At 37.2% G+C, this 25800-nt stretch carries 28 protein-coding genes and 1 CRISPR repeat array; of the genes, 23 read left to right on the forward strand and 5 right to left on the reverse strand.

Features of this window, described 5'->3' with window-relative positions; all coding sequences use genetic code 11:
* Positions 1–10: 10 nt before the first annotated feature.
* On the reverse strand, positions 11–1534 hold the full coding sequence (locus tag RIV7116_RS23970; protein ID WP_015120916.1) for a hypothetical protein: 1524 nt from the start codon (positions 1532–1534) through the stop codon (positions 11–13).
* Between the two features lie 112 nt (positions 1535–1646).
* Between RIV7116_RS23970 and RIV7116_RS23975 the strand changes: the two genes are divergently transcribed.
* The 9 genes from RIV7116_RS23975 to RIV7116_RS24020 all read left to right on the forward strand — a co-directional run bounded on the left by RIV7116_RS23975 (position 1647) and on the right by RIV7116_RS24020 (position 12180).
* A complete protein-coding gene (locus RIV7116_RS23975; RefSeq protein ID WP_157229320.1) occupies positions 1647–1814 on the forward strand; it encodes a hypothetical protein in 168 nt (55 codons plus the stop codon).
* A gap of 68 nt (positions 1815–1882) precedes the next feature.
* Complete coding sequence (locus RIV7116_RS23980; protein WP_044291153.1) at positions 1883–2185, forward strand: M48 family metalloprotease; 303 nt, start codon at positions 1883–1885, stop codon at positions 2183–2185.
* Positions 2186–2454: 269 nt separating this feature from the next.
* Positions 2455–3444 carry a hypothetical protein gene (locus RIV7116_RS23985; RefSeq protein WP_015120918.1) on the forward strand — a complete coding sequence of 330 codons (990 nt, stop codon included), beginning with the start codon at positions 2455–2457 and terminating at the stop codon, positions 3442–3444.
* A gap of 1371 nt (positions 3445–4815) precedes the next feature.
* The gene (locus tag RIV7116_RS23995; protein WP_015120920.1) at positions 4816–6681 is read left to right on the forward strand and encodes a type III-B CRISPR-associated protein Cas10/Cmr2; all 1866 of its coding nucleotides are present in this window, start codon (positions 4816–4818) and stop codon (positions 6679–6681) included.
* A complete protein-coding gene (locus RIV7116_RS24000) occupies positions 6669–7811 on the forward strand; it encodes a type III-B CRISPR module-associated Cmr3 family protein (RefSeq protein WP_015120921.1) in 1143 nt (380 codons plus the stop codon). The genes RIV7116_RS23995 and RIV7116_RS24000 overlap by 13 nt, the downstream gene beginning before the upstream one ends.
* A 98-nt stretch (positions 7812–7909) precedes the next feature.
* Positions 7910–8719: an RAMP superfamily CRISPR-associated protein gene (locus tag RIV7116_RS24005; protein ID WP_015120922.1), complete on the forward strand. Its 810-nt coding sequence runs from the start codon at positions 7910–7912 to the stop codon at positions 8717–8719.
* Positions 8720–8721: 2 nt separating this feature from the next.
* A complete protein-coding gene (locus RIV7116_RS24010; protein ID WP_015120923.1) occupies positions 8722–9114 on the forward strand; it encodes a hypothetical protein in 393 nt (130 codons plus the stop codon).
* 222 nt (positions 9115–9336) lie between these two features.
* Complete coding sequence (locus RIV7116_RS24015; RefSeq protein WP_015120924.1) at positions 9337–11013, forward strand: hypothetical protein; 1677 nt, start codon at positions 9337–9339, stop codon at positions 11011–11013.
* Between the two features lie 27 nt (positions 11014–11040).
* Positions 11041–12180, forward strand: coding sequence for a hypothetical protein (locus RIV7116_RS24020; protein WP_015120925.1), 1140 nt, complete (start codon positions 11041–11043; stop codon positions 12178–12180).
* Positions 12181–12274: 94 nt separating this feature from the next.
* Positions 12275–12823: direct repeats of the CRISPR family, unit length 37 nt; unit sequence GTTTCCAACTAATCCGACTTAATCCAGTCGGCGGAAG.
* A 259-nt stretch (positions 12824–13082) separates the two neighbouring features.
* On the opposite strand, the gene RIV7116_RS24025 is transcribed toward RIV7116_RS24020, so the two are convergent.
* From RIV7116_RS24025 to RIV7116_RS24035, 3 genes are all read right to left on the reverse strand, one after another.
* Positions 13083–13808 carry a CRISPR-associated protein gene (locus RIV7116_RS24025; protein ID WP_015120926.1) on the reverse strand — a complete coding sequence of 242 codons (726 nt, stop codon included), beginning with the start codon at positions 13806–13808 and terminating at the stop codon, positions 13083–13085.
* Positions 13809–13999: 191 nt separating this feature from the next.
* Complete coding sequence (locus RIV7116_RS36560) at positions 14000–15727, reverse strand: hypothetical protein (RefSeq protein WP_015120927.1); 1728 nt, start codon at positions 15725–15727, stop codon at positions 14000–14002.
* 76 nt (positions 15728–15803) lie between these two features.
* Entirely contained in the window at positions 15804–16436 is a 633-nt protein-coding gene (locus tag RIV7116_RS24035; protein WP_015120928.1) for a hypothetical protein, read from the reverse strand.
* Positions 16437–16629: 193 nt separating this feature from the next.
* Here RIV7116_RS24035 and RIV7116_RS36010 point away from each other — a divergent pair, with 193 nt between their 5' ends.
* The 8 genes from RIV7116_RS36010 to RIV7116_RS24070 all read left to right on the forward strand — a co-directional run bounded on the left by RIV7116_RS36010 (position 16630) and on the right by RIV7116_RS24070 (position 21375).
* Positions 16630–16803 (forward strand): plasmid partition protein ParG, encoded by a 174-nt coding sequence (locus RIV7116_RS36010; RefSeq protein ID WP_232435719.1) that lies wholly within the window; start codon positions 16630–16632, stop codon positions 16801–16803.
* Positions 16804–16948: 145 nt separating this feature from the next.
* Positions 16949–17086: a hypothetical protein gene (locus RIV7116_RS37105; protein WP_015120929.1), complete on the forward strand. Its 138-nt coding sequence runs from the start codon at positions 16949–16951 to the stop codon at positions 17084–17086.
* Positions 17087–17431: 345 nt separating this feature from the next.
* Positions 17432–17695, forward strand: a complete 264-nt coding sequence (locus RIV7116_RS24045) for a hypothetical protein (protein ID WP_157229321.1) — start codon at positions 17432–17434, stop codon at positions 17693–17695.
* Between the two features lie 215 nt (positions 17696–17910).
* Positions 17911–18093, forward strand: a complete 183-nt coding sequence (locus RIV7116_RS24050) for a hypothetical protein (RefSeq protein WP_015120931.1) — start codon at positions 17911–17913, stop codon at positions 18091–18093.
* 374 nt (positions 18094–18467) lie between these two features.
* Positions 18468–18950, forward strand: coding sequence for a GIY-YIG nuclease family protein (locus RIV7116_RS35160; RefSeq protein ID WP_015120932.1), 483 nt, complete (start codon positions 18468–18470; stop codon positions 18948–18950).
* Positions 18951–19552: 602 nt separating this feature from the next.
* Positions 19553–20410, forward strand: coding sequence for a hypothetical protein (locus RIV7116_RS24060; RefSeq protein WP_015120933.1), 858 nt, complete (start codon positions 19553–19555; stop codon positions 20408–20410).
* 144 nt (positions 20411–20554) lie between these two features.
* Positions 20555–20950: a hypothetical protein gene (locus tag RIV7116_RS24065; protein ID WP_015120934.1), complete on the forward strand. Its 396-nt coding sequence runs from the start codon at positions 20555–20557 to the stop codon at positions 20948–20950.
* Positions 20950–21375: an HNH endonuclease gene (locus RIV7116_RS24070; RefSeq protein ID WP_015120935.1), complete on the forward strand. Its 426-nt coding sequence runs from the start codon at positions 20950–20952 to the stop codon at positions 21373–21375. The genes RIV7116_RS24065 and RIV7116_RS24070 overlap by 1 nt, the downstream gene beginning before the upstream one ends.
* A 522-nt stretch (positions 21376–21897) precedes the next feature.
* On the opposite strand, the gene RIV7116_RS24080 is transcribed toward RIV7116_RS24070, so the two are convergent.
* Entirely contained in the window at positions 21898–22515 is a 618-nt protein-coding gene (locus RIV7116_RS24080) for a Uma2 family endonuclease (RefSeq protein WP_015120936.1), read from the reverse strand.
* A gap of 444 nt (positions 22516–22959) precedes the next feature.
* Between RIV7116_RS24080 and RIV7116_RS24085 the strand changes: the two genes are divergently transcribed.
* From RIV7116_RS24085 to RIV7116_RS24110, 6 genes are all read left to right on the forward strand, one after another.
* Positions 22960–23358 (forward strand): hypothetical protein, encoded by a 399-nt coding sequence (locus RIV7116_RS24085; RefSeq protein ID WP_015120937.1) that lies wholly within the window; start codon positions 22960–22962, stop codon positions 23356–23358.
* Positions 23312–23908, forward strand: a complete 597-nt coding sequence (locus RIV7116_RS24090; protein ID WP_015120938.1) for a hypothetical protein — start codon at positions 23312–23314, stop codon at positions 23906–23908. Before RIV7116_RS24085 ends, RIV7116_RS24090 begins: the two co-directional genes overlap by 47 nt.
* A gap of 8 nt (positions 23909–23916) precedes the next feature.
* On the forward strand, positions 23917–24180 hold the full coding sequence (locus RIV7116_RS24095) for a hypothetical protein (RefSeq protein ID WP_015120939.1): 264 nt from the start codon (positions 23917–23919) through the stop codon (positions 24178–24180).
* On the forward strand, positions 24164–24382 hold the full coding sequence (locus tag RIV7116_RS24100; RefSeq protein ID WP_015120940.1) for a hypothetical protein: 219 nt from the start codon (positions 24164–24166) through the stop codon (positions 24380–24382). Before RIV7116_RS24095 ends, RIV7116_RS24100 begins: the two co-directional genes overlap by 17 nt.
* A gap of 13 nt (positions 24383–24395) precedes the next feature.
* On the forward strand, positions 24396–25232 hold the full coding sequence (locus RIV7116_RS24105; RefSeq protein WP_015120941.1) for a phage terminase large subunit family protein: 837 nt from the start codon (positions 24396–24398) through the stop codon (positions 25230–25232).
* Positions 25233–25296: 64 nt separating this feature from the next.
* Positions 25297–25797, forward strand: a complete 501-nt coding sequence (locus tag RIV7116_RS24110) for a hypothetical protein (RefSeq protein ID WP_015120942.1) — start codon at positions 25297–25299, stop codon at positions 25795–25797.
* The last annotated feature ends 3 nt before the right edge of the window (positions 25798–25800 follow it).

Below are 25800 nucleotides of genomic sequence, written 5' to 3' on the forward strand. Positions count from 1 at the left end.
ACGCTGAGATTCAGGCATTGCCTTCTAACTTGTAGTCCTTCTGACTTATCTGGTTAGAGGTTAGCGCTTCGTTAGACATCTGCTCCGAGGAACTATAACTATTCCTGCTTTCACGCTCGGCTACTCGATTTGCAGATTGAGATTGCTGCCACCCGTCTAACAAGAACGGCTCCGTCCCTGGATACTCACATTGAGCATCCCAAAGTGACAACTTATTGTTATACACGCATCGACTCAAAAACGCACTAAATAAGTCCCGATGCATAGGTTGAATACCTGTTACGTCTCTATGCACTCTTTCTGATAGTTTTTTCTTGATACGAGTGCCATCAAGATGAGTTTGGGACAGTGCAGTAGTTTGAGTAGAAAAAGTTAGAAAATAACCGCCAGCGTTTTCAGCTTTGCGTTTAAGTTCTGATTGGAAATATCCGGGCGACTTAGCAGAAATTGCCTTACCGTAAATTTTCTGCCAGCCTTTTATACTTACTCTCTCAGTTTTAATTTGATTACCATGACGCAAAATTTCATTAACTAATTTACGGTTTTGAGACTTTGCATAACTTGCTTTACGTCTTTCTAGCTCTGCTTTTCTAACTTGTATCCGACGATAGTTTTTGGTTTTTATCCATTGCTTTTTACCTTTTTTAACTTTACCTTTCTTACGAACAATTCTATTACCAACTTTCTTGTCAAAGTCAGGTTCAAAATTATCCGGGTTGTGCATTCTTTGAGAACGCTGCATTTTTCTTTGAAGTGCTTTTATCTCGCGTTCAAAAGTTGGTACCTTCTCCGCAAATGGTAAAAGCCCAGCTTTCTTATCAGCGACAAACGCAACCGCCGCGATGTTAACATCAAGCCCCACAATCCCTTTTATTACGTAGTTTTGAGGTTTTTGATATGGTAAACCTTCATTAATTAATTGTATAAACCAGCGCTTTTTACCATTAAGATTACGCCATAAAATACGACAATATTTAATAGGTGAATTCAAGCCATGAACTATTACTGGGTTATTCCAGTCAATAATCGGATTTAATATTAATTTCTTCCATAAAACTTGATTATTGATAAACCTTATGCCAGTAGCGTTTGATTGTCCTTCTACTGATTTAAAGCGAGTCGTGACCTTAAATCTAACTTTCTTGGCTTGACCAAATAAGATTCTATCGACAGCTTTAAAAGCCCTTGTACCTATTGTTTGTTTTTCATGAGCGCCCAGATTGCTGCTTATCCACTTGCTACGGTTTGCAGTTTGAGTAGCAAATGTTTTAAGCGCATAGTCGCTTAATCTATGAGTTTCCCTCGCTTTGTTGAACAAATCTTGGCGTTTTTTCTTGTCCCCTCCTCTTAGTTTTTTAGCTTGCTGGTATAGCTCAGAGTTTTTAACCAGATTCATCCGAACTAAAGCTTCGTTTAAGCAAGCGTTGTATAGTTGTCTAGCTGCTTGAAAGCGTGACGATAACTCTTTTTCTTGCTTGCTGTCAACTTTTAACGAAATCTCTGTTACAAATGATGGCGTTTTACTCCGAGCCATTGACCGACCTCTTTAATAGCTGTTATAACTAATATAACCGTTCGGTACCATATCGTAAACTGCTATGAGAAATTTTAAAGGGCATTTTATTAAAGGGCATAAAGAAGGTTTCGTGACTAACAGGAAACAATCTTTAACTGCTCAGGTTGCTATCCGGTTAACTCCACAGGTTAAAGAAAAGCTAAAAAATATTCCCAACTGGCAAAACCAAGTTAGGGATTTTATCGAAGACATGACAAAAGATGACGGCGTTAGCAAAGCGTGTCCGAAGGACATATAAATTCGCTTTACATCGAACTAACCCAAGTTTAAAAACTCTGGGTTTGCGTTCTCTTAGAAATTCTTATCATGTTGCCAACAATAACCAAATCTCTTGTTACATTACTAACCTTTTGGCATAGTCGTTGGCGAGAATATCATGCCGATGCCGTAGCAGCGAGATTAACCAGCGTTGATGATATGGTATCAGCATTAGCTACTCTTGAGAGTTTACCTTTTCAACCATCTAAGAAAAATAGAGAACAGATGGCTACATTGTGGATTCGGGTAGCAATGACAGAAGATACGGGGATTTTTCATTGGTTGAAGCACACGCACCCGCCCATTCATAAAAGAATCGAAGCTTTAAGACGCGGGACTTTTCTTAAATGAAGTAAGAAGTAAGAAGTCAAAAGTAAGAGGTTTTGAGGACTGATTTCTTCATAGCAGGGGGAGAAAACTTTCTGCTCATAATAGGTGTTCGCGCATAAATGTTTACTGCGGCTAGTGTAAGCGCGGAGGGTACCGTAGATATTGTGTGTACCCGGAAGGTATAAAATTACTTACTTCTTACTTCTTACTTTTTACTTCTTACTTAAATATGGAATACGCCTATTCCACTTTCATGTCATAGTAAACCAGTAGTTAGATAAATACAAAGTATGCAAAGCTACCAAATTGAATTGAAAGGCGATGTATTACACGTTGGCTTTAATCGTAACGTTCCCGCCCAGGGCGATCGCATTGCCAAAGATGCACTAGAAAGAATAACTCAAATGATTGATTCGGGTGAGATTTCCGGAGGAAAGCGCATTTTAATCGATGGTCCGCAATCGGTTCCCGTTGCTTATATTCTTTCCCATAAACTGGTTCATTTATACCAAGCGGTTGCCGTACTCGACCCCAAATTAGGCAGTAAAATCAGTACAGCAGATGGTGCTATCAGGCACAAAACATATATAGTCACTTCCGTACACGGTTCTACGGAATATAAAGTAGGAGACTTGATTGAAACCCAAGAATCACAAAAAGAACGCTCCAGAATTAAAGTAGTTTTATGCGGACCACCACAATCTGGTAAATCATGCTTGCGAGACGGTTTAAAGAGAGCTATTTTAGCTAATGTTAACGCACCTTATCCATATATAATCACCGCTTGTCCCGATGGAGAAGGTTCTTGGCACCAGGAAGCTTGCGAAAACAACGAATCTTTAGCATCCGAATGTAAACGTAAAAATAAGGGAGATGTAACCCCAGAATTTGCGGAAGAAGCAGCTAGATGGGTTAAGAGCGCTAACCAGTTAATCAATATTATCGATGTTGGTGGCAAAATTACCGATGAAAACAAGAAAATTATGCAACCAGCAACCCACGCAGTTATTTTATCGGGAGACACGAGTAAATTTGCTGGTTGGGAAGGTTTTTGTCAAATTTTGGGGTTAAAAATAATTGCTAAAATTCACAGTCAATTGAATGCTGTTCAAGATGAAGTTTTGTTTAGTAAAAATTGGCGAGAGAATACAAACGAATTACTACAAACCAATCCTATAGTTACAGGTAGCGTACATAGTTTGAAGCGAGGGGAGAATTTATCAACTCGTCCGATGGTGCAAGCTTTAGCAGATGTATTGATTCATTTGACGAAATGTTGAGGGCAGAAGGTGTTTGAGGAAATCTTAAATTAATCCAAAACAAATCATTATTTATAGTAAATAGAAGTTTTCAGTTAAAAATATTTATTCTTAATTAAGAGTATAGCTAAAAACAGCTAACTGCAAGAGAAATTAGATTTATAAATCTAATTTCTCTTGCAGTTAGCTATGTTTACGATGAACGTACAACATGTACGTGATTCTATTTTGTCTTCAACTAATCAACTTAACCCAGTTGTAGGGGAAACTATGATTTGTTTCATTGACTCCATTATAACGCAAATATAAATTTAATAAACAAATTATTTTTATTCGATTTTTTTATAACCTTTATTAATTACCATAATCTAATGCTTTTAATTCTGTGAATTATTTTACTTCTGTTAATTTACTTTTATAGTCTTAATATTTTTATTAAAAGAAAAACTATAAGAGATAGTTATTGTTATTTAAAGGTTATTCAAAATACAATTAATATCTGGTGCTTTTTAGTTTATAGGTAGCAAAAAGCAGTTATATCTATTTAGTAATAAATTACACGAATTTTATTTACTCATTTCTACCCAAGTAGCACCGAATATGCTATAAAAGTACTTATTAAACCCAAGATGAGAATATCTTCTAATGGAAAGAAAAGGTTTAGAGCGTGTCTGCGTTTACAGGGCTTACTTAGCACTAACGATTAATGTTTAACACGTCCACGATTCATAAACGATTAACGTCTGACAAGTACGAGATAAATAGAGGAAATAAATCATGTTTGAATTCACTAGGTTTCATGAGAAACCTCATGTCGTTTTAAGTTGGCTTCTGCAATTTAACCAGCAGGTTAATTACTCCACAGCAATTGATAGGAAGCAAGAATTAAGAAGATTTAGCAATTTGTGTGTATGCAAGGGGGCTTTATGCCTCTAAGCGCCTTAGTCTGTTGGGTGGTAATAATTATTCTTGTTATTTTCTTTCAACCAGAAAAAATCAGTCAATTAAATTTGGAATATTTTGTGAATATTCTCATTGGTGGGTCTGGAACGCTTTCGGGGATTAATATCATCTATAAAGTGTCAAATTCACCACATTTGAGAAATTTATTAGGGTATGATGCCTTTACCGTATTTATTGGAGCATCCGTTGTTATTTGGATGTCTATTCAACAGATGCTAAAGCCTTTTTAAGTATCAAATTTAAATCAAAAGAAACGTAGGTATAAAAGTACAAGCAGGATGTATCCTGCTGCTACGTTTCTTCCTTCTTGTTGGAATACACGATGGAAATAGCGTTTTCCATGTATTTGTTAATGTATCAATTAATGAATTGAATACACGTTCTTAGATGCAATCAGTAAAATAGTTGAGGCATAATTGCTTATTGTCTATGACAAATAAAATTTACACAGTAATTACCTTTGCTCCCGTGCAGGGGTTTATCGAAAAGTCGCGGAAGTTACGAGATTTGTATGGGAGTTCTTATTTACTTTCTTACATATCTTGGGTGATTTGTAATGCTGCTGAAAATCATGGTTGTACAGTCATTTCTCCAGCTTCGATAAATGTTACTCAGGGAATGCCAAACCAGATTATTATTGAAGGTAACTTCCCAAAAGGTGAAGCTCAATCAGTACTCTTAGAGGCTTGGAAATGCATTACAGAGACTTGTCGAGAATGGATTGAAACAAATGTTGAAGTGATTGAAGGAAAGAAAGTTGATTATACTCCTTGGAGAAGAACCTGGGGTTTGTGGACGAAATATGCGTGGGAATTTTTCTGGGTTCAGGGTAACGAAAAGCAAAGTATCAGTGATGTCAGGGAAAAGCTGAACGAAAAAAAACGCGCTCGCGATTGGACTGGGATAAACTGGCAGGGAGAGAGTTCTACCCTTTCCGGTGCAGATGGAATAGCATATCCAAAACTTGGTTTCAATTCCGACCCTCGCGAATATAATTACCAGCAGGAAAAGAACGATGTCAGAGCTTTTTATCAAGCACTCAGCGAGAAATTAGGGGAATCATTCATCAAGTCAGTTAGATTAAAAGTTCCTGATGAAAAAATGAGCGAACGGAGCCAAGAATATGGAAAATCTTTTATCGACCCAGACGAAGAATTAAGCGTACCAGAGTTGATTAAACGATTGATTACCCATAATGTAATTTCTGAAAAATTAACCGAACGACTCAAAAATGTTTTTGGCAATAATGGGATAATTCTTAAAAATCTAGCTCAACAAATAAATCAACTATCAGACGACCTAAATCCCACTACATTTAAAGATCTTAGCCGATTTAAAGACAATTTGTACACTGGTTGGTTTCAGGGTGATGGTGATAAAGCTGGTGAATTCTTGAAAAGTTTTGCAAACACACCAGAAGAAGCTCAAGAAACTCATAAATTTAGTGAAGAAATGAGGGAATGGGGTAGTTACTTTCAAGAATTACCAAAAAATCACGAGATGAAAAATTGGCGTGTTATTTATGCAGGAGGTGATGATTTTTTAGGTGCTTTTTATAATAGAAAAAATGCAAATGATTGTGTAAATTTTTTCTCGAAATTTAAGAGCGATACTTGGAATCAACCGGAGCCAAAGAAAATAACTGTCAGCGTCGGTTTTGTCTGGGCTTCAGCTAATATTCCACAACGGGATATACTACAACATTGCCGAGAAGCTGAGAAGTCAGCAAAAAGTAGCGGACGGGATAGAATTGCTTTTCGCATCTTGTTTAATAACGGTAATAATTTAGAATGGGTGTGTTCTTGGAGGTTATTAGAAGAAGGTTTGTTATCGAGTTATCGGGATAGGGAAGGGGGACAAAATTGGACGCATATATATAATGATGTCGCTGTTTTAGAATCCCGCCATGCTTTTGATAATCATGGTTTAAGTGTTGGATTGGGTTTACTTGAGATATATTTTCCTGCTTATTTGGATGTAATCAAAAACAAAAGTAAACAATTACAACCCAAATATCTGGATTTAATAGAAACGATTGCGGAGATTTTAGGGAAAGAATCTATATACTACAAAGAAGTTATAGAAGTTATAGAAGAGTTAGAAGAGTTAGAAGCAGACAAACTCAACAAAGCTTCAACCAACTGGATAATTAACCTTGCAAGGAAAATTTTAGGGGAGAAGGATAATTACTACAAAGAAAATACAGAAGAGTTAGACCCAGACAAACTCAACAAAGCATTAACCGATTGGATAATTAACCTTGCAAAAGTAGGATTTCATTTATGTCAGCAGTAGAAACCAGTTCTAACACATCCGAACAAACAAAATATCTTCCTCCTCGCTCCCCGTTTACCCATTTAATTATCATCGAACCACTGGGTTTACTCTACGGTAGTTCCGGAAGATTTCTCTCACCAGAAAACTTAGTGGGACGTTCTGGTAGTAATTTTCCTCCCACTGCTGCGACTTTATCGGGTTTATTTGCAGCTTCTCAAAATGAAAATGCAGATATCCGCGATTTAATGTTAGCTGGACCGTTTTGGGGAGATGTAGATGAGTTAACCTCATCCGAACAAAACTTTTACGTACCAACTCCAAAAAACTGTTTAGTTAAAGATGGAAAAATTGTTGATAAATTAAGTTGGAATCGCGAACTTGAAGCTTGGAGAAATAAAGACAATGAAACTCCTGTGGATAAATATGATAATAATACTTGGTTAGCAATTAATAATTGGAATAATCCCGAAGAAGTTAAGAAAAATCCTTGGAAATTCTTGGCTCATTTGCATCCACGCTTGGAATTAGAAGAACGACACGTAATTAGAAATCACGAAGAACAAGGAAGTTTATTTCTAGAAAATTCGGTTCAGATGGAAACTGGTACTTGTTTGGTTTATCTTTCCAACACTAAACTTGAACCCGGTTGGTATCGTTTTGGTGGTGAAGGACATATGGTTGATGTCCGATGCGAACCTCTAAGTCAATCACTTTCTGAATTACTCAATAAACCCGTAGGAAAGAAATTTGCATTAATTACTCCTGCAGTTTGGGGTTCCAATCGGTTATCAAAGCGAGTACCCGTTTGTTTAGAAAAACGCGACCAGACTTTTTACCAGCAAGAACAACCAATACCAGAAAACCAAGAAAAAAATGTTTGGGAACTAGAAGCACTTTTTACATCTCGTCCCATACCATTTCGTTACCGTTTGGGGAATCGTGAAAATGAAAATCAGCAAGAAAATAAACATCCATTTCAACCACCAAAATTATTATCTCGCGGACGTTACGCGGTTCCTGCTGGTACAGTTTACATCTTAAAAGAACCAATAAATCAACCTTGGCAAGAATGGAATCCGAACTGGTTCCCTAGAGAAGGTCCTTCACTTAAGCGTTGGGGATGTGGTTTAGCGTTACCGCTTGAATAGAGAGGGGGAAGAGTGGGAAGAGGGGGTAGCAAAGAAAATTTACACTCCTAACTTGGAGCAAAATCTAAAATCCAAAATCTAAAATCTAAAATTGAAAAATGTATCACAAAGCTTACGGAATTATTGAAACCTTAGCACCGCTACATATTGGAGCAAGTGCTGGAGAAGAAACAGGAAATTTAAACTTGATTTTTCGCGACCAATTTACTCAAACGGGGATTATTCCCGGTAGTTCGATTCGCGGGAGATTTCGAGCAGATATGCGCCCAAATTCTAAGGATAATGAAAGAAAATGGTACGGTCATGAAGCGATATCGGGAGAGGAAAACAAAACTACAGAAGCATTAATAAAATTTGAATATGCTTCTTTGGTATGGCTTCCGGTATTTTGTCCCGGTCAACCGATTGTTTGGATTACCTGTCCGAGATTGCTTAAACGCTACAAGCAAATTGCTAGTATATCAGCAGAAATACCAAAGCCATATTCGGCTCCAAAAGCTTTACAAAGTCGTCAAGTTGGCACCAATCACAGAGTTCTATTTTTCAACTTGGGTTTTATCGAAATTGAACACGATGATAATCTTACTGATTGGATACCAAGCGGTACCGATTTTAATCGCGATAATTTATTGGTAGTTGCTGATAATGATATTGCGATGCTACACGATATGGCGCTTTACCGTCAAAGTCGCGTGAAATTAGCAGATAGCGAAAAGAAGGTTGAAGGAGGAGCATTTTTTAACGTCGAAGCTCTACCAGAAGGAAGCGTTTTAGTTTTTCCTATTGCTTTAAAAGAAACAGGTTGGCAGCCTTTTGGTGATAGTACAGAATCTCAAGATTTGTATTTTGGTGGCTTAGAATCGATTGGATTTGGTCATTGTCGGGTGAAGTTAGCAGGAGACTATTAATCATGGGTTGGAAATCTTACGATTTAGATAGGGAAGCACAAAAATTGGTATTAAGTGCCAAAAACCGAGATGATAAATCTCTCAACCAATCTTATAAAATGCGGATGGCTGTTGCTTATGGATTAGAGCGTTTTTGGGGAGAACATTTACGTTTGCAAGCCAAAGAACCACAAAAATCTCAATATTGGAAGGAAACTTGGGATGCATTAGTCGGGATTATGGAACAAGCGGGAGTTTTGATTCCGAACGAACCAGTTAATGCTAACAACGTCGGTCAAATTCAAGCCATGTCAGAACAACTTTGGCAGCTAGAAATACAGGAACAACGGGTTTCTTTAGCAGTTTTAACTCAATTGTGTGACTGCATTGTTTGGTGGACGCAACGGTATAAGTAAGAAGTAACAAGTAATAAGTAGTAAGTAAGAAATAATGGTTGAGGATTTATTTTTGAATAAACCTCCGCTCTGGATGAGTCAGTAGCGTTATTACTGTCACTTTCTGTACAACAACAATAAAGCCTAAAGCCAATTTTACTAAACTTCTTACTTCTTACTTCTTACTTTTTACTTCTTACTTCTTACTTTTTACTTCTTACTTTTTACTTCTTACTTCTTACCATGAATATTCCCGAACCTGCGAAAAAAGTCCCGATGCTATTCCGGGCACAAATTGATGGACGCTGCCAAATTCAAAGATTAGTTCCTCGTAGAGAAGAACAAGACGCTACACGTTGGGCTTCGGAATGGGTAGAAAAAACTTATCCCCAACTTCGCGAGTCTGCTGGTTTTGTTCAAACTCGCACCTATAATTTAACTTGGCGATTTATTACCAATAGCGGACAAGATGACGGTGTAACTCGTCCTGTAATTGGTGCTAGGGGTTGGCCATTTTATCCTGGAAGTAGTATGAAAGGTATTTTTCGCCGCGCTTGCAGTCAAGAAGAAGCCGAGCGCTATTGCGGTAAATCTTTAAATGATGATTTCAAACCTGGAATTTTGCGCTTTCATGGTGGTTATCCCACCGATACTGCTTGGACGGAAGATTTAGTCGATATCGTTCATCCCCAGCAAGATTTCCAGGTAAAGTCTAATAAAAAGGATTCGGGTGCTTTTATTCAGATTTCTCTTCATCAACCAGAACTCAAATTTGGTATTTCTAGTACTGTTCCCTTAGATGACCAAGAATGGGAAGTTATTTGGAATATTTGGGAAAAAGCCATATCTACCGGAATTGGTAGCCGGGTTTGTGCTGGATACGGACAACCAGAAAAACATACTGGCAACGTACTTTATCGGACTAAATTAAAAGGTCAAGGACAAGCAGCCAAGTTAATTGACGGTACGGGAGAGTTTCGAGCCAACGTTTTCCGTGCAGCAGTAAGAGGTCACGCATTGCGGATTTTTGGGGGATTAACCAACGCAGACACCGCAGATAGAATCGTCAATAATTTATTTGGTGGAATTAAAGGACAAGCCGTCATCGGATTATTAGGAATGAGTTTTCGAGTACTCACAGATAATCCAGGAGAATTTGGTAGAAAGGGTTATCTACAACCAACTTACGATATTGAAGGGGAATTAACTTGGTTGTTAGCAAGAAAATTACCCAACTCAGAACAAGAATTAGCATTGAAAAAATTGATTGGGGCTTTAACTCGATTTGCAATGATTTTTGGTGGTTTTGGTAAATCATGGCGCAGAGCAGACCACCGCTTATTTTATGAAGAATACTACGAAAACCAATATAAATCATTAATTGGCTGTCATTGGCAGTGGTTGGGAGAGCGTTCCCTTGCTAATGATGTCAAAGTTCGTAAATTAGACCATGTAACCAAATTTATTGCCGAAATACAACAAATAGCCAAAGAATGGATGCGACTTCAAAATATAACTCCTAATCCCGCTCAAAAAGCTGCTTGGAGAGAAACATGGCATCAAGATAATGTACAAATATGGGGACGAGAAGCAGAAAATAAAGAAGACTCCCGAGCTATCTTTTGGTTACACAAACCTTATCAAGAAGAAATTCGGGGAATACAATCGGAAGGTTCAATTTATCGTTCGTCAGTTACCGGACAAATGGGACAAATTGGTAGATTGTGGCATCGAATGTATCCTTTTGTTCGGTTGGTTAAAAATCCTGAAGATCCAAAAGGAAAACCAATTCCCAAAAAAACATTCAGATACTTGGAATTTTTGACTTTATTTCCAGATAATTCGAGGGAATCTCAGGATTTTATCAAATTCCTTAATTCACAACAAAATCGTTCTAACAGTTTTCAAAAACTGTGGTGATTAAACTCTAAATCAACTAAAAACATCATGCGTCGCGTAATTTTATCTACCATCGGCACCAGCTTACTAACTAACCAAATTAATCGCGCTAATCCAGAAGAAAAAGATTGGTATCCCCAACTGCGCGATACAGCAAATTTAAACGAACAAGACACACCAGAAACTGTAAAAAATATTATTTCAACTTTAGAAGACAGAGCAAATAAGCAGCTTGATAAGGTTCAAATACCCCAAATCCGTCGTGCTAGTGCGGAATTAAATGGTATTTACGGTGTCTACCAAGAAGATTTAACTCAAGGAAAAGAAGATTATCATTTTCTGATTGCTACCGATACAATTCAAGGTAAAACTACCGCTGAAATCGTCGAAAACTTTCTTAGAAAACAAGGTTTAACTAATACCAGCATTTATGCTCCCAGCGGACTTTCTACTATAAGTACAGAAGCATTTTCTGTGGGAATTGATGAATTAATTGTTTGGCTGCAAGAAACTATTCCACCCTTAAGAGAAAGTAAATACAAAATTTGTTTTAACTTAGTGGGTAGTTTCAAGAGCTTGCAAGGTTATCTCAACACCATTGGAATGTTTTACGCTGATGAGATTATTTACATATTTGAAGGTCAAAAATCCGATTTAATTACTATTCCTCGCTTACCAATTTCTGTAGATATTTCCTCACTTAAACCTTACACAATGCAGCTAGCTTTACTAAATGCTGGAGCGGGACTTTCTCCCCAAGAAACTAACGGAATTCCCGAAACAATGTTAGGTGAAGTTGATGGAAAAATGACCCTTTCAACCTGGGGATATTTAGTTTGGAATCAGTGTAAAGATGATTTACTATCTGGAGATTTAATTAATTTTTCTAGATTGGAATATCAAGATAGTTTTAGGGCTGATTACAACAGAGTGAAGGAAAAACATAAGCGAGTTAAATTACAAGAAACTTTAGCTAATGTTACCCGTTTATTGAATGAGTCAAATGGCGATACTGCGATTCTTAAACAACATGGAGGAATAAAATATGACAAGTATACAAACAAAGGAAATATTGACCATTTTCGAGTAACTCAGAGCGTTCGAGTTACTTGTGTTTCTTCCCAAGGTAAATTGAATTTATATCATTACGGCGAACAACATGATGATATTAATAATAATCCTTACTAATTTTGTGACGACTTTTCGTATTGTTAAATAATCCTACTAATTAATCAAAAAATTACCCTCTAATTAGCTTTTAGAGGGTTTTTTCTAATTATTTTTATTCAACTAATTCGACTTAATCCAGTCGGCGGAAGATGACCCAATCGAACCAAGCGACATCCCAGAATACAAGTTTCCAACTAATCCGACTTAATCCAGTCGGTGGAAGTTGCTGTCAATTTCTGACAAATTGCAAAATGTAACTAGTTTCCAACTAATCCGACTTAATCCAGTCGGCGGAAGAACCAATCCTCCAAACCAAGATAGTAAAGACTCTTGTTTCCAACTAATCCGACTTAATCCAGTCGGCGGAAGTTAAGTCTTCCTGAAAACTCGAATGCAGACTTAGCAGGTTTCCAACTAATCCGACTTAATCCAGTCGGCGGAAGTCTTTAACTACGCTCACTAAAGAAGTAGACAGCAAGTTTCCAACTAATCCGACTTAATCCAGTCGGCGGAAGAACTCTCAATATAAGATATTGTCATTGAACTAAAAAAGTTTCCAACTAATCCGACTTAATCCAGTCGGCGGAAGCCTTAGCATAATTCTCAAGAGAATCTGCCATTTGAGTTTCCAACTAATCCGACTTAATCCAGTCGGCGGAAGACCGTCCCTTGAAACCCTTGCATGATAAGGATTCTACAACAGGTTTTGACGGGTCTAAAAAAAAGGTTCATTTCAGCCTCGCTTATTGATAATTAGTTTCACTTGTTGCAAGATGTAAAACGCTGAAACCATTTATTGATAAAAATTTCGGCGATTTTGACGGAACCCCCCTAGTTTTAGCTCTCGCTTCGACCCGTCAAAAAAACAAGCTCACAATCAAAAGATTAAAACGTTTACTTAGTTGTGTCTAGTTTTTATTTTAATGAATTTCTTTCAATTTTTTACTTCGCGCCAATCTTTTTTCCGTCAACGCAATTTCAATCGGATTTAAAGAATTTCCAGTAGGTTTACCATCTCGTGATTCTGCTGGAGTATATTGCAACCTTGATTGTCGCATTAATAAAGATGCGATTGTCATTCCCACACTACCCTGAGCAGTCATTCCCGTGAAATCAGCGATAATATCATCTTTTGTCCAACGGCTAGGAAGACAATCGTAAACGTTCATAACCACTTGAGAAAATTCTACCGGGTCATACACATCTTTGATTACTAATGGTTCGGGAATTATCAATTTAGGAAAATCCTGCTGTAGTTTTTTAGCAACGTTAAGACTCTGGGAAGAACAAATCAACCAGCAATATTTTAGTTCGGGTAGATGATGTTCTATTGCTTTGCGACAGGGTTCTTCTCTACTCACCAATAATATCAATCCTTTGTGTTTGCCAGGTGAGGATTTACCCAAATCTATCGGTGGTAAATTTGTGGTTATTGATTTCGTAACAAACCAAACACAAAACATGAAAATTAGCACCGAACCAATAGCAATTTTAACCGTATCTGGCGTGGTATCACCAATAATAGCTTTTAATATATCAGTAATCGCATTACCAAGTACGGATAAAAAGATTGCTCCAATCAGGAAAGGTATTAAAGTTTCTGGGTTAAAAAATCTCTTAGCTACTTGAAAGAAGCTGTTTTGCATATTGAATTTGAATTTAAGTATATTAAACAACGTTCATTATGTACTGTCGTTAAGAATACCTACATCTTGTTCTACAGGTTTTCAGCAAAAATGTCTTAAATTCATATTTAATTATTGAAGCTAAGAAATATTGCGCGAAACATGAACTATGGCTGCATAGTTATGAATGCGAGCAAAATACTTAGACCAACTCAATTTTCCACTTTAGATAATTCAGCTAACGGCACCATATACATATAAAAATCTAATTTTGCCTCAGCACCTTGTATATCCGTAATCATAAATGGCTGCCAGCTAGTTAAATTCCCTGGGCAATTGTTCCAAATCACCTTATCTCCAACTTGGGGTATTTTTTCAAGTTTTTCAAAATATTGATTTTTTAAATTACTAATATGTTGTTGTGCTTCTTCACCCAATACTTTCCAAGTCGCAGATTTTAATTCCTCAGTCCAATTATCTGTTGTTGAAACAACTTCTTCCCAACAAGTTGCTTGCAACAGCATTTCAACTTTCTTTGAAATATCTTCGGATGCCGCATCATCCTCGTTTTGATTACAAACTAATTTTAAATCGGTATAGTAAAAATATTTTCTCATTCCTGGAAATCTGACACCAATAGGAATTTTATTGGTCATTGATAAATCTACAATATGACCTCTGCGTCCCTTGCAGTTATGATGATTTGTTATTACCTCTACCTTACTACCGACTTCAAAACCCATAGCAGCTAAAGCTCTGGTACGGGTGACTCCATCAACCCACATCAACTCTTCTGGATTAGTTACAGCATAATCAGCCAAAAGCTTAGGCAAATTCTCAAACCAAGCTTTTTGCTCATCTTCCAAAAACCCAACCACAAATGCTAAAGACATCGAATCACGCTGAGTAACCGTAGCAATCGATTCCCAAGTATCACAAGTCGAAGCAATCGAACTTACTATTTCACAAGCGAACTTTCTATCCTTCTTACTAAAAGGCATTGGCAACGAACGAAGGAATTGTAATTTGCTTGCTAGTTCTAGGGGTGTAGGTGTTGTTTCTGCTTCTTGAGGTACCTCCTGTTGGACAGTAGCTTGACTATCAATATCAATCTGAGTATTATTTGGTACTTCGTTTACATCTTTATCAGAGTCAATCTCTGATTCATTGGTGTATTCAGACTCAGTACCTCCTGTATCTTTTTGCAATAATGATTCAAATTCTTGTTGTTTGGATTCCCAATTTATTGGACTCTCAACATCTTCCGAGTTTATAGTATTGCTTTCTTTTTCATCAGTAATCAAATCGGTTAGAGAGCTAATTTTATCCGTCGGAATCTCAACTATCTGATTGTCGTAGAAGTCCGCTATCGCCATTCTGACAATCCGCTGCGGAGAAAACCCAAACTGCTCTATCAACTTCTCTGTAAGCACTCCTGTCTGATGGTCATCCTCCACAATCTTGCCGAAAGTATAGTATCGATTACCATCTGGTGTTGCTCGCCAATTACCAACTTTTTTCTCTTTTCTTTGAGACTTGAGAAACTTTGCTCTTTCCTTAATCAATTCTAATACAAGTTTACAAGTCAATCCACCAATAGGAATATCTTGCAATTTTTCAATCAAAACGTTGTAATTCTTCGAGCATAACCGCAGCAATATCGGCACAGGTAATACAGCCAAGTGTTCCGGACAACCAACAAACGCTTGAAAATTCTCTGCAATTTTTAGCGATCGCCTTTCTTCCGTACTCCCTTTATCCCATCGATATTCTTCCAAAAGTGCGCGATACTGTTTCCTTGTACGAGTCTGCTTATATTCGTAAAGCGAGAATGCTGCGTACAGATACTCCAATGTACTTTGCTCCATGTGTAACGTAGGATTGGAGTCAATATAGTTCTGCTCGATGTACCTTTCGGTTGCAAGAATTAGTCCAGTCATGATAAATTCGGTTTGCTTTTATAGTGTTTGGTCTGTCACAAAGACCAATTTTTCTAATCCAACCAATCTGAATAACTTAAGCAGCTGTTGAGAGCGCTTTAGACACTGCTGCTGCTGGCTTGCTTGCCTTGAGAAAAACGTCAGTTAATGAAACTTGGGAGATAGCAGCCAACGCATAGCCCAAAGTATGCTTGTGAATTCGGGGCATTTTACGAAATGACATATCTTGTCCCCAGTCTTGAACCGATTTTGTTCCTATTTGCAAAACATCGGTAAGGGTTTTAACACAAGTGCCACGGAAATTAGCATGAGAGACAGTTTGTAATATTTCCTGCTCGGTTAACTCATCTAAAAGAACTTTCTCTAAAAACGTTTGAGCATCAACCGATGGTGGAACAAAATCCCCTTTCAGGATGCTTCCTAGCTGAGGAGGTGCAATTTGAGCAGCATAGATATAAGCAAGAGAAATCCTACAATATTTAGGCATCCCTTCAAAATTGAGGTCGCTTCCCCATTTACGAACCGTGGCTCGCTGAATATTAAAAATCGTACAGAATACCGTAATGCATTTTTTGCGATACTGACTGTCTGTTTCTTCTTCAAGTAATTCCGAGGCAGTCAGTTCGGCAATACCGAAGCAGTGGCGTAGGAACTGCCTGGGTTCTAAACCTTGTTGTGGTAAACTTTTCAGGATTTCGCAGTTTTTCATCTTAAAGATTCCTGTTTGTAAGGAAAGGGATTCATGGAAGCATTGAACTTTTGGAATCGAAACTGAAATTTATTCTATTGGAATAATAACCTATATAGGTATATTAATACAAAATACTTAACTTACTACATTGCTTATATGCTGATATTTGTCTCAATGACATAATTAAGGTAAGTGTCGTAATGGGTGAAATGTGTCTAACTTGAAAAACACGGAAGATAAAACCGTAAAGCTTGTGGTTTTTTTGTCAGATGACGAGCGCACACAATTTAAAATCGCTTGCGCTCGTAGCAAAACCTCCATGAGCCAAAAAGCCAAAGAATTAATCCTTGCTTGGGTTGAATCAGAAGAAGAACAATCTTCATAAAATGGTCAATTGTACGGCTCGGGACTGAATTGAGTGGTGTTTTCATGCAAGAAAACTCTCAATTCGTCTCGGGGCAATTTCTGTGGGTTGGCTTGGTAATACATATGCAAATTAATTCAGACACAATCAAAAAAAGTTATTAGACATGGCAGAAGATAATGTTCGTTTTTCAATTACCCTATCTCCTTATGATTTTCGGAAGCTAAAGCTTTGGGCAAAACTCCGAGGTCGTCCTCCCGCTGCATTTGCGGCTCAAATCATTGCTGCAAGGCGCTTAGACTAACTTTGAAAGTATTAATCAGCAACTCGCAGAATATGCGCGGCGATACAAAAATATTTCTATTGAAGAATTAGAAGCTAGCCTTGATTCTGATTGATTGCTATTTTTCATCTCCTGCAACTCCTTTTCCCCAAATTTGATAATAAGCCATCGAAATATTTAAGCCAATAAATATTTCACTAACTAAGCACAAGAATAATATACACTACGAAGATAGCACAAAGATAGCTAAAAGATGCTATAAAGTGTTTATAACTCAACTATGCGATTAAGAGCGGTTGTAACTATTGTGTTAACCGACAAGCGTAATGGCGTATGAATGGGTATATTTTTAAAGGAGATGTAGATGTGTCAAAGCTCCAAGTAGAAACAATGCCGCTTGAAGAAAATGTCAGATTAAATATTACAGTTTCCCGTTATAACCTCCAAAGGTTGAAGTATTGGGCTGCTATTAGTGGTAAAACTCCTAGTGCTTATGCAAGCCAAATAATATCAGCACGACTCGAAGCAAACTTCGACTTAATTAACCGACAACTTGAAGATTTGGCTCAAAGCAAAGGAATTGAGATGTCAGATTTAAAAGAACTTCTTGATGACCAAGATTCTAAATAACCATTTAACCTCCGCTGTTTTTGATTTACTGGGCTATCTTCTTGAAAATAGAAGACGATATCAAAAGAAGCATTGCGTTTTGCAAAGATATTTTTGTGTCATATATCAGCATCATCTCATAAGCAGCTATTTCACAACTAAACAGCATCGTTATCGAAACAAAATTTAAATTCAATAAAAGATACGATGAGACATGAAAATTTATTAGACTTACCGTGACTAAGAGAATAAGCGTTTCTATTCCCGACTTAACCCATGAAAAATTACAAACTTGGGCTGACATTGAAGGTACTAGCCTTGCTGATTTAGCAGCTTATTTGTTGCGTAGAGACATTGAAATAGCTGAAAAAGAGGGAAAGCTCAGATATCCAGATGAACAAAATAGCAACTCTGAATAAAAGCCAGCCATGAGCTATTCCTAATTTCTCTCCTAAAAAACTTGGAAGGTTTCGCTATTTTTTATGGTTATTCATATTTGAAATTTGTAGAAGTTTATCAACAATACAGTTATCATAGTCTACATAGGTCATGTATATCAATAAGGCTATGTGGATTATTCCCAAACTGAGTTAACTAGCGGAAAATGAGCGTGTGGTATATGTGACCTATCTATGTCAAAAGAAGACAAAACTGTAAGCTTTAGAGTTTTCCTACCTGAGTCCCTCCGAACAGAATTTAAAGTCTGGTGTGCTAGAGAGGGGACAAATATGAGCGAAAAATCTAGGGAGCTTATAGAGCAATGGATTGAAAGTAGAGTTAATCAAAGTAGTAAATGAATACGCAACTAATTGACCCGTTCAAATTACCCACAATCTCGCTCTCACAACGGAAGCATCTACCCTTAGTTTGTGCAGTCTACTTTGTGCTGCATGACAACAAAGTTGTTTACGTTGGTAAAGCAACAGTACTAAGACAGCGTTGGGATTCTCATCATAGAATTAAGGAATTTAAAAATTTACCTGGTGAAGTTCGCATCGCTTGGCACAAAAGTGATAGTCCAGAGTTAATAGATGAGTTAGAAAAATCCATGATTGCTTGTTTCAAGCCTTCGATGAATGGCTCCAAAGTTGAATATGCAACCCCACGGAAGACAATTTATCTTGAACCGAAAACAATGGAAGCTCTCAAACAACGAGCTAATAAGGAGAAACGAACAGTAAGCAACCTATGCAATTTATTAATTGAGCAAGAAATGAGCGAATGGTTAAAGCTGGAGAAAACTTCAGATGCTAAAACAGAAAAATACAGTCAATAATTCGTAATCAAAGTACGCTCTTGTTAATTTTTATGAACTATTTGCACAACAATATCTTTGTACTTTAAAGGAAGTCAGTTTCTACATAAGCAAAAATAAGGGGTGAAATTTCTGGCAATATTCTTATATTGTTGGACACCTCACAATTAATTAGAAAAATTGACAATAGAGTCATAAACAATCCCGTTTTATTTGGATATTACAGGGATTCTTCGCAATGATTGCGATTGCATTGAAGAAGGCAGAGGGCAGATGGCAGAAGGCAGAAGGAACAATTAGTGGGGGATTCAGACCCGCCACTAATTGTAAGCCGCCAAACTTCGTTGTGGCGGGGGTCTTAAACCCTTGCTCCCTACGGTCGCGAGAAGTACGAGACAGATTCCCTTCTGCCCTCTGCCTCCGTACTTCTGCCTTCTTGATCAATTTTGTACTTGATGAATCAAGAATATCAAAACACAGATTTATGTATGTGTTTTATTTACATTTTGTAATTATTTATCAGTGCTAAATTATTTTCACACAAATTAAAAGTAACGTTTTTTAAAATAATTGATTTAAAATGCTTCAAATATGCTTTGTGGTTTCGATAAACTGGGATAACGATGAGTAAACAACAGTTTGAGCAAAACCCAAAGCTACCTCCAAAACGCGGTCGTCCAGTTGATATGCAAAAAGACCGCGTAACTTTTCATATTAATGTTGATACACGTACTCAAATTGAGAAGCTGATACCTGAATGGGGTAAGAGCTTGTCAATGGTAGTAAGAAAGTTAGTCAATTTAGGTTTGGAGGTTGTTAGTTTATCGAACAAGGGAATTACTCCTCGTTCGGGTAATTTAGAGGATTGGCTTGCAAGCTATACTTCTTTGGGAACCGAATTAACTATTGCTTGTGAAACTCTAAATTTATCGGTTCCTAAATCTGGGCAAGTAGCTATTTGGCTTCTAGATAAAATGGCTTTTGGGTCAAATGACCCTCACGTTATTAGTGAAGAATTAAATACTACCCCAAACCTACTAGAAAGAATTCGTTTGGGTAAACAAGTACAAACTTTTAGCTTCAAACAAGGACTAGAGTTACCTCAAAATGAAGAATTTTTAACTTGGTTGGAGCAATTGTATGATAATGCTTTAATTGGACAAGAATTCGTTACGACTTGTCAAACGCTTGGCTTGCAACCACCACAGAAAGGAGAAATAGAGGAATGGTTACTTTTAAAGATGGGACAACACCCGCAGCTTGAGCAAAGTAACGTCGCAGAAGCCGACTCTACAGCACAATCGCAATCAACAGAAGATGATTTGCTTGGAGTGAATTCCCAACCGTTTTTGGAGTATTTATTGACGCTCGATAAAATGCCGACTGAAGAAGAGCAGTTTTTGATTGCTAGTCGGTTTGGTGTAGAGTCAACACATCTTACAAAACTAATATCTCGGATGATGTTTGAGGAGAAGGGGTGAAACAAATAACTGAAACATAAATTTTTCGGTATTGATATGTATCTATATTACAGCCGTAGTCTTTACGATTAGTCGCTGATAGATGACAACGGCAGAAAATTTTAAGATAGAATTATTCATAAGTTATTAGGCAAGAAGTAGATAATGTCAATCCTCAAAGTTGAAGTACAATTATCTTCCGAAGAATTGCTCAAGGCAGTTGAGCAATTAAACTTGTCTGAATTAGAACAATTTGTATCACAAGTTATTGTTTTAAAAGCACAACGTAAAGCCACCCGACTGCCGCAAACAGAAGCAGAATTATTACTTAAAATTAATCAAGGTATTCCTGATAATATTCACAAAGATTACGAAGAATTAAAGGTTAAACGAGAAGAAGAAACTCTCACAGGTGATGAGTATCAAAGGTTATTACAACTGACTGAGGAAATAGAAAAAATCCAAGCACAACGTATAGAAAATTTAGCAGAGTTAGCACGTTTGCGTGGTGTGTCACTAACTGCATTGATGGAAAATTTAGGGATTCACGCAACAAAATAATGTCCGATTCAAGAGTGAAGGCGCAGTTAAAAAAGTCTGTAGTAAAAAGAGCTAACGGATGTTGTGAATATTGTAGAAGCCAAGAAAGTTTTGCAATTCAAGCTTTTTCTGCCGAGCATATTATCCCCAAAAGTAAAGGTGGAGAAACAAATTTAAGTAATTTGGCTCTTTCTTGTCAGGGTTGTAATAATCACAAATATAATAAAATCCAAGGTTATGATCCTGTAAGTGGTGAAACTGTACCTTTGTATCATCCACGTCAACAACTATGGAATGATAATTTTGCGTGGAATAATGACTTTACTCTAGTTATTGGTTTGAATCCAATAGGAAGAGCTACAGTAGAAACTTTAAAGTTAAATCGAGAAGGAGTTGTGAATTTACGACGAGTATTGTTCGCAATGGGTGAACATCCTCCTTCTTGATGTTAATGATTGATTAATATATCGCTTCAAAATATGCTTCAATGACTGAAGAATCATCTTGCTAAAATATTAAGTAAACGGTGAAATCAAACGCCATGAGCATGATGCTTACCCCCCAACAAGAACAATTTATTCAAAGCAAACTGCCTTCCAGGTAAATATCGCGATGCACAAGAAGTATTAGCACTTGCTTTCAAGCTTCTTGATGAATACGAGCAAGCAGATATTGATTGGATAAATTCCGTGAGAGAAAAAATAGACGCAGCAATTGTAATTAGCGAACAAACTCCACCTATTGATGGAAAAGCTTTTGTAGGTCAAATTTTGAAAGATTTGCAGCAAGTGCGCGAAAGGTAAAAATCAATCCCAGATATTTTATTACCATTCTTGCAACGGAAGACTTAAAAGAAATTGCGAGCTTATGAAGACAACTCGGGTATTGAAATTCTCCGAGTAGTTAATGCTCGTCGAGATTTACCATCTATTTTTGAAGAGCAAGAATAATTAGTTGTACTCAGGAGCTTAAACAATCGCATCAAAAACTTGCTGTGCTGTAAGGTTTAGTTTGGGGAAAGTAGGAGAGATAATTCGCTCGTCACCTCTAAAAGCAGTCATCTGATATTCATCATCAATCAATTCGCATACAAAAAACGTAGGTTGCTTGGGATTAGCAATAAATTTTCTTCCACCCAATGCTGCGTAGTCAGCTATCCAATATTCGGGTATTTTCATAGCTTGGTAATTACCAAACTTGGTGTAATAGTCATCTTCCCAATTCGTACTAACAACCTCGACTATTAGAGGAATCGAAACGCTATGAATAACCGTAGATTCTTTTTCCCACAATGGTTCATTATCTAAATTCGCATCATTTATTAAAACAATATCTGGTAAATAACCTGACGATTTGTTTGGTGGCTTTACTAGTGCTGTTTTTGGAATAAAATATGGCAGTTTTAAGCGTTTATACTCAATGCAAACTTCTCCTGCTAAAAGACCCGTTACTTTTTCATGTTTACCAGTTGGTTGAGCCATTTCTACAATTATGCCATCGTGTAATTCGTATCGTTTTGCAGAATTTTGGGGCAACCAGTCTATAAATTCTTCAAAAGTTAATAGTTTCGATGGAGTAATAGTCATAAATCAAAAGAATTATATTTGACTCTTAGTTCGTGTAATCAATAGATACAGAACACCTGTATTAATTGTAATTTAAATTTAGCGATCGCAGTCGCAGTGCTTGATTGTATAATCCAAAACTTGTATCTGATTTTAATCTGGCTTATTCGCAAATAAAATCATCCTTAAGTAAATATTTCTATCTCAGTAATTATTTTTTCAAACGTTACTTTTATATTTATTTTCTCATGATATATCTAAACCTACTTGCATTGCTGATATCCAATATGTAACCTAACAATTGTTAATTGAATTGGGTCTAAATTTAAATCAGCTTAAGTCGAGTTAAACCCAAACGAAAGTAACTGGATTTGTTAAATAAAAAATATTTAACAAACATCACTGTGGTACTTAAGTTAACCCTTTTTCACATGGACAATCATATTTAGTTGGAATTGAGTGGGTATGGTATATGAAAACGTTATCTACACGCAGAAGACACTTTCTCAAAGATATGGAATTTCAATTGCAGCCTTACAGCAGTGGTTCCCATACGCGGGAATCGTGAAACCTAAGAAGCGCGGAGGATATTTTGATGCAGCAGCAGTTGAAGTAGCTGATATTTTTTATGTAGCTATCAGAATTAGAAGGTTGACTTTCGAGGAATATTTAGAGCAGGTAATTCCTGCTGGTGGATTAGATGCTTATTTACGTCTTGTTAACAAGATGACTCTGTATGATTTTTTGACCAAGCACATATCCGAAGCAGAAAAAAATAATCCAATCGTACAAACAGTAATTAGGAGAATAGAGCGTAATGAAGCATATCAATCAGCTAGCACAACAGCTACAAGTTTCACCTGAAGTTGTGCGAAATATTTGCCAATTATTGGATTTAGAGATTAATGAGAATACAATTCCAGAACAAGTTGAATCCCAGTTGGTAAATCTGAAGGCTGCTGCAAATAAAGAAAATATGTCTTTAGAAGAAGCTGCTCGGCATTTACTTGAGATGCGTAATAGTTCCGAAGAATTAGGCGATCGCAAATTCAACAAGCGTGAATACATCAAGCAAAGATTTGGAGTAGATCCAGAACAAGCTTCTGGAGATAGTTTTGTAGGAATGCTTTACGGGGATACTGATAGAGGGATTCAACTGGGACAATTACGCCATCGAGTAGTTCTTGAAACTTCTACTCTTGCTTTAGAGGAATTTATATTTAGTGGAACTGGAGATAATTTAAATGAATTTGACCAAGCCCAGGAGCGGATTAACTCGCGCATTGATAATGATTTTTTCGGGAAAGTCAACTGGGGGGAGGAAGCACATCCCCTACTGCTGAGTACATCAACACCGCAGCAGAAACAGTTGAAGTCCTCGCAGCAGAAAATAAAGCAATCTCAGAAGAAATAGTCAATCAAATGCTACCTATTTGTTACCAGTTTCGGGATGAAAGTTTATTGCAAATGCGGAATAATTCAACAATCGCAGTTGGTATACACTTTCTGAGTGTTTTAACTGGAACAGTTGTTGGAACATGGGTAGCAATTCCCCCAACTCAAGAAAGACGAGAAATTTCTAGCATTCAACCTATTTTAGTTGGAGTGGGGATTGGCGAAATTATTGGGTTAATTTTGGCACTAATTGTAATTTGGAAAAGTAATAAAAATGAAAGCAGCGTTTGATTTTTTGGTTAATACCGCAGGTGGATTATTAATGAATTTGGGTGTTTCTGGAATGGTCGGTCAATTGATGGGAATAGGTGCAACCCTTGCCCTAAATCCATTATTGCTCTTAACCGGAATAGTAGTTGGTGGCGCAGGAATTGCTGTTGCTCGCGAGCTAAATAAACGCCCGCAATTAAGTTTGATTGTTGACAATACTTAAATGATTAGTTCTAATGTTTACCCCCGTACCCGTTCGAGATAAAAAACCAACTAGAAAGAAAAGAAAGATAAATATAGGGTTATGGACGGCTTTCTCCACTGTTGGAGCAATTTCCGTAATTGGTGCAGTAGCTCTGATGGTTGGCTGGAAGCAACAGATACCACCAAGGAATCAAATTTCAGCCGTACAGCAAGCTAAGACACAAGTATCTCAAATACGTGAAGTCTACCTAGAAAAACTTACTCGTACTGACTATAACATTGACCATCTTTCCAGTTACTCTTCTGTTGAAGGTACGTCTAATTTGAGCGGTTGGCGACAAATGGCAGCAGCATTATGGGGTCAACAACTTAAAAGTCAAATATCTGCGATGCAGAGCGATGAAGATTCTGGTTTTTACCGTCTTCATTATATGCCTGCATTAGAGATAGTTAAATTCAACTCCCTGGATGTTTTGCTAGAAGCGGCTTCGGGTAATGATACCTTTTACTGGGGTTATCGCAAAACTGATGGAACGAAAGTAGAAGAAAAGATTCCTATAGGTGCGGCTGCTGTAATGATATTAGGGAAACTCGAAGCAATTGATTACGCGCAAAATCTGGAGTCTCAACCCGTAGTGGATTTGAATCAGATGCTAGTGCAAATCCGTAATGTTCAAGAACCATATTCCCTTGCTCAAGCGCAGTTATTGCGTGCCCGTGGATATTCAGATCCAGTTGAACAATTAGCTCAAGTAGGAGAAATTCGTGAAAAAATCAAAAAACAACAGGAGGAACGAAAACTTTATTTGCAAGAGATGAAAGAGACAGTCAGACCAGCTACTCCGAATCCAGAAGATACTCAACCTTAAATAACCCTTACGTTGCTCTAATTAATGTTTGTAATCTCAAATCCCAAACCAAGGAGACTGTAGCATGTACGCCAAATTTGCCGCTGCAATAATTTGTATAGCTTTATGTTCGCTAAACGTGGTAGCGGCAGTTAAACGTACTCCTATCCGTACTACTCTTTCTGGTTCAACCCGCACAACAATTGAGATGATGCCGTCCCCCAATTCATCCGTACACTGGATGAGTGCAATCATCTTTATCGCTGGTTTTGCTAGTTTTCTGGGATGGGGAATTTCTGATTACAACAACATAATTGAAGATAATGAGATTATTGATGATTCGGTAAATACAATTGCCCCCACAACCTCGAATAATGTTCAATTACCCCCACCTGTTAATCCTGATGTGAATAGTATTTCTAGCAATAACTTAATTCACTTTCCCTCACGCTCTTTATCTAATCATTCTGATTTAGATATAGCGAACCAATCTGAAACATTGTCTCCACAAGAATTTTATTCTCAACTTCAGCAAGAAGATTTGTGGAAAGACGATAATTCCAATCCCAATAATACTGCTAATTAGGAG

The organism is Rivularia sp. PCC 7116, from assembly GCF_000316665.1.
In the GTDB taxonomy this organism is placed as follows: Bacteria; Cyanobacteriota; Cyanobacteriia; order Cyanobacteriales; family Nostocaceae; genus Rivularia.

Coding starts and splice junctions, on each gene's coding strand:
- RIV7116_RS23970 (WP_015120916.1), bottom strand. CDS start 1,534: ATGGCTCGGAGTAAAACGCCATCATTTGTAACAGAGATTTCGTTAAAA.
- RIV7116_RS23980 (WP_044291153.1), top strand. CDS start 1,883: ATGTTGCCAACAATAACCAAATCTCTTGTTACATTACTAACCTTTTGG.
- RIV7116_RS23985 (WP_015120918.1), top strand. CDS start 2,455: ATGCAAAGCTACCAAATTGAATTGAAAGGCGATGTATTACACGTTGGC.
- RIV7116_RS23995 (WP_015120920.1), top strand. CDS start 4,816: ATGACAAATAAAATTTACACAGTAATTACCTTTGCTCCCGTGCAGGGG.
- RIV7116_RS24000 (WP_015120921.1), top strand. CDS start 6,669: ATGTCAGCAGTAGAAACCAGTTCTAACACATCCGAACAAACAAAATAT.
- RIV7116_RS24005 (WP_015120922.1), top strand. CDS start 7,910: ATGTATCACAAAGCTTACGGAATTATTGAAACCTTAGCACCGCTACAT.
- RIV7116_RS24010 (WP_015120923.1), top strand. CDS start 8,722: ATGGGTTGGAAATCTTACGATTTAGATAGGGAAGCACAAAAATTGGTA.
- RIV7116_RS24015 (WP_015120924.1), top strand. CDS start 9,337: ATGAATATTCCCGAACCTGCGAAAAAAGTCCCGATGCTATTCCGGGCA.
- RIV7116_RS24020 (WP_015120925.1), top strand. CDS start 11,041: ATGCGTCGCGTAATTTTATCTACCATCGGCACCAGCTTACTAACTAAC.
- RIV7116_RS24025 (WP_015120926.1), bottom strand. CDS start 13,808: ATGCAAAACAGCTTCTTTCAAGTAGCTAAGAGATTTTTTAACCCAGAA.
- RIV7116_RS36560 (WP_015120927.1), bottom strand. CDS start 15,727: ATGACTGGACTAATTCTTGCAACCGAAAGGTACATCGAGCAGAACTAT.
- RIV7116_RS24035 (WP_015120928.1), bottom strand. CDS start 16,436: ATGAAAAACTGCGAAATCCTGAAAAGTTTACCACAACAAGGTTTAGAA.
- RIV7116_RS37105 (WP_015120929.1), top strand. CDS start 16,949: ATGGCAGAAGATAATGTTCGTTTTTCAATTACCCTATCTCCTTATGAT.
- RIV7116_RS35160 (WP_015120932.1), top strand. CDS start 18,468: ATGAATACGCAACTAATTGACCCGTTCAAATTACCCACAATCTCGCTC.
- RIV7116_RS24060 (WP_015120933.1), top strand. CDS start 19,553: ATGAGTAAACAACAGTTTGAGCAAAACCCAAAGCTACCTCCAAAACGC.
- RIV7116_RS24065 (WP_015120934.1), top strand. CDS start 20,555: ATGTCAATCCTCAAAGTTGAAGTACAATTATCTTCCGAAGAATTGCTC.
- RIV7116_RS24070 (WP_015120935.1), top strand. CDS start 20,950: ATGTCCGATTCAAGAGTGAAGGCGCAGTTAAAAAAGTCTGTAGTAAAA.
- RIV7116_RS24080 (WP_015120936.1), bottom strand. CDS start 22,515: ATGACTATTACTCCATCGAAACTATTAACTTTTGAAGAATTTATAGAC.
- RIV7116_RS24085 (WP_015120937.1), top strand. CDS start 22,960: ATGGTATATGAAAACGTTATCTACACGCAGAAGACACTTTCTCAAAGA.
- RIV7116_RS24090 (WP_015120938.1), top strand. CDS start 23,312: ATGAAGCATATCAATCAGCTAGCACAACAGCTACAAGTTTCACCTGAA.
- RIV7116_RS24095 (WP_015120939.1), top strand. CDS start 23,917: ATGCTACCTATTTGTTACCAGTTTCGGGATGAAAGTTTATTGCAAATG.
- RIV7116_RS24100 (WP_015120940.1), top strand. CDS start 24,164: ATGAAAGCAGCGTTTGATTTTTTGGTTAATACCGCAGGTGGATTATTA.
- RIV7116_RS24105 (WP_015120941.1), top strand. CDS start 24,396: ATGTTTACCCCCGTACCCGTTCGAGATAAAAAACCAACTAGAAAGAAA.
- RIV7116_RS24110 (WP_015120942.1), top strand. CDS start 25,297: ATGTACGCCAAATTTGCCGCTGCAATAATTTGTATAGCTTTATGTTCG.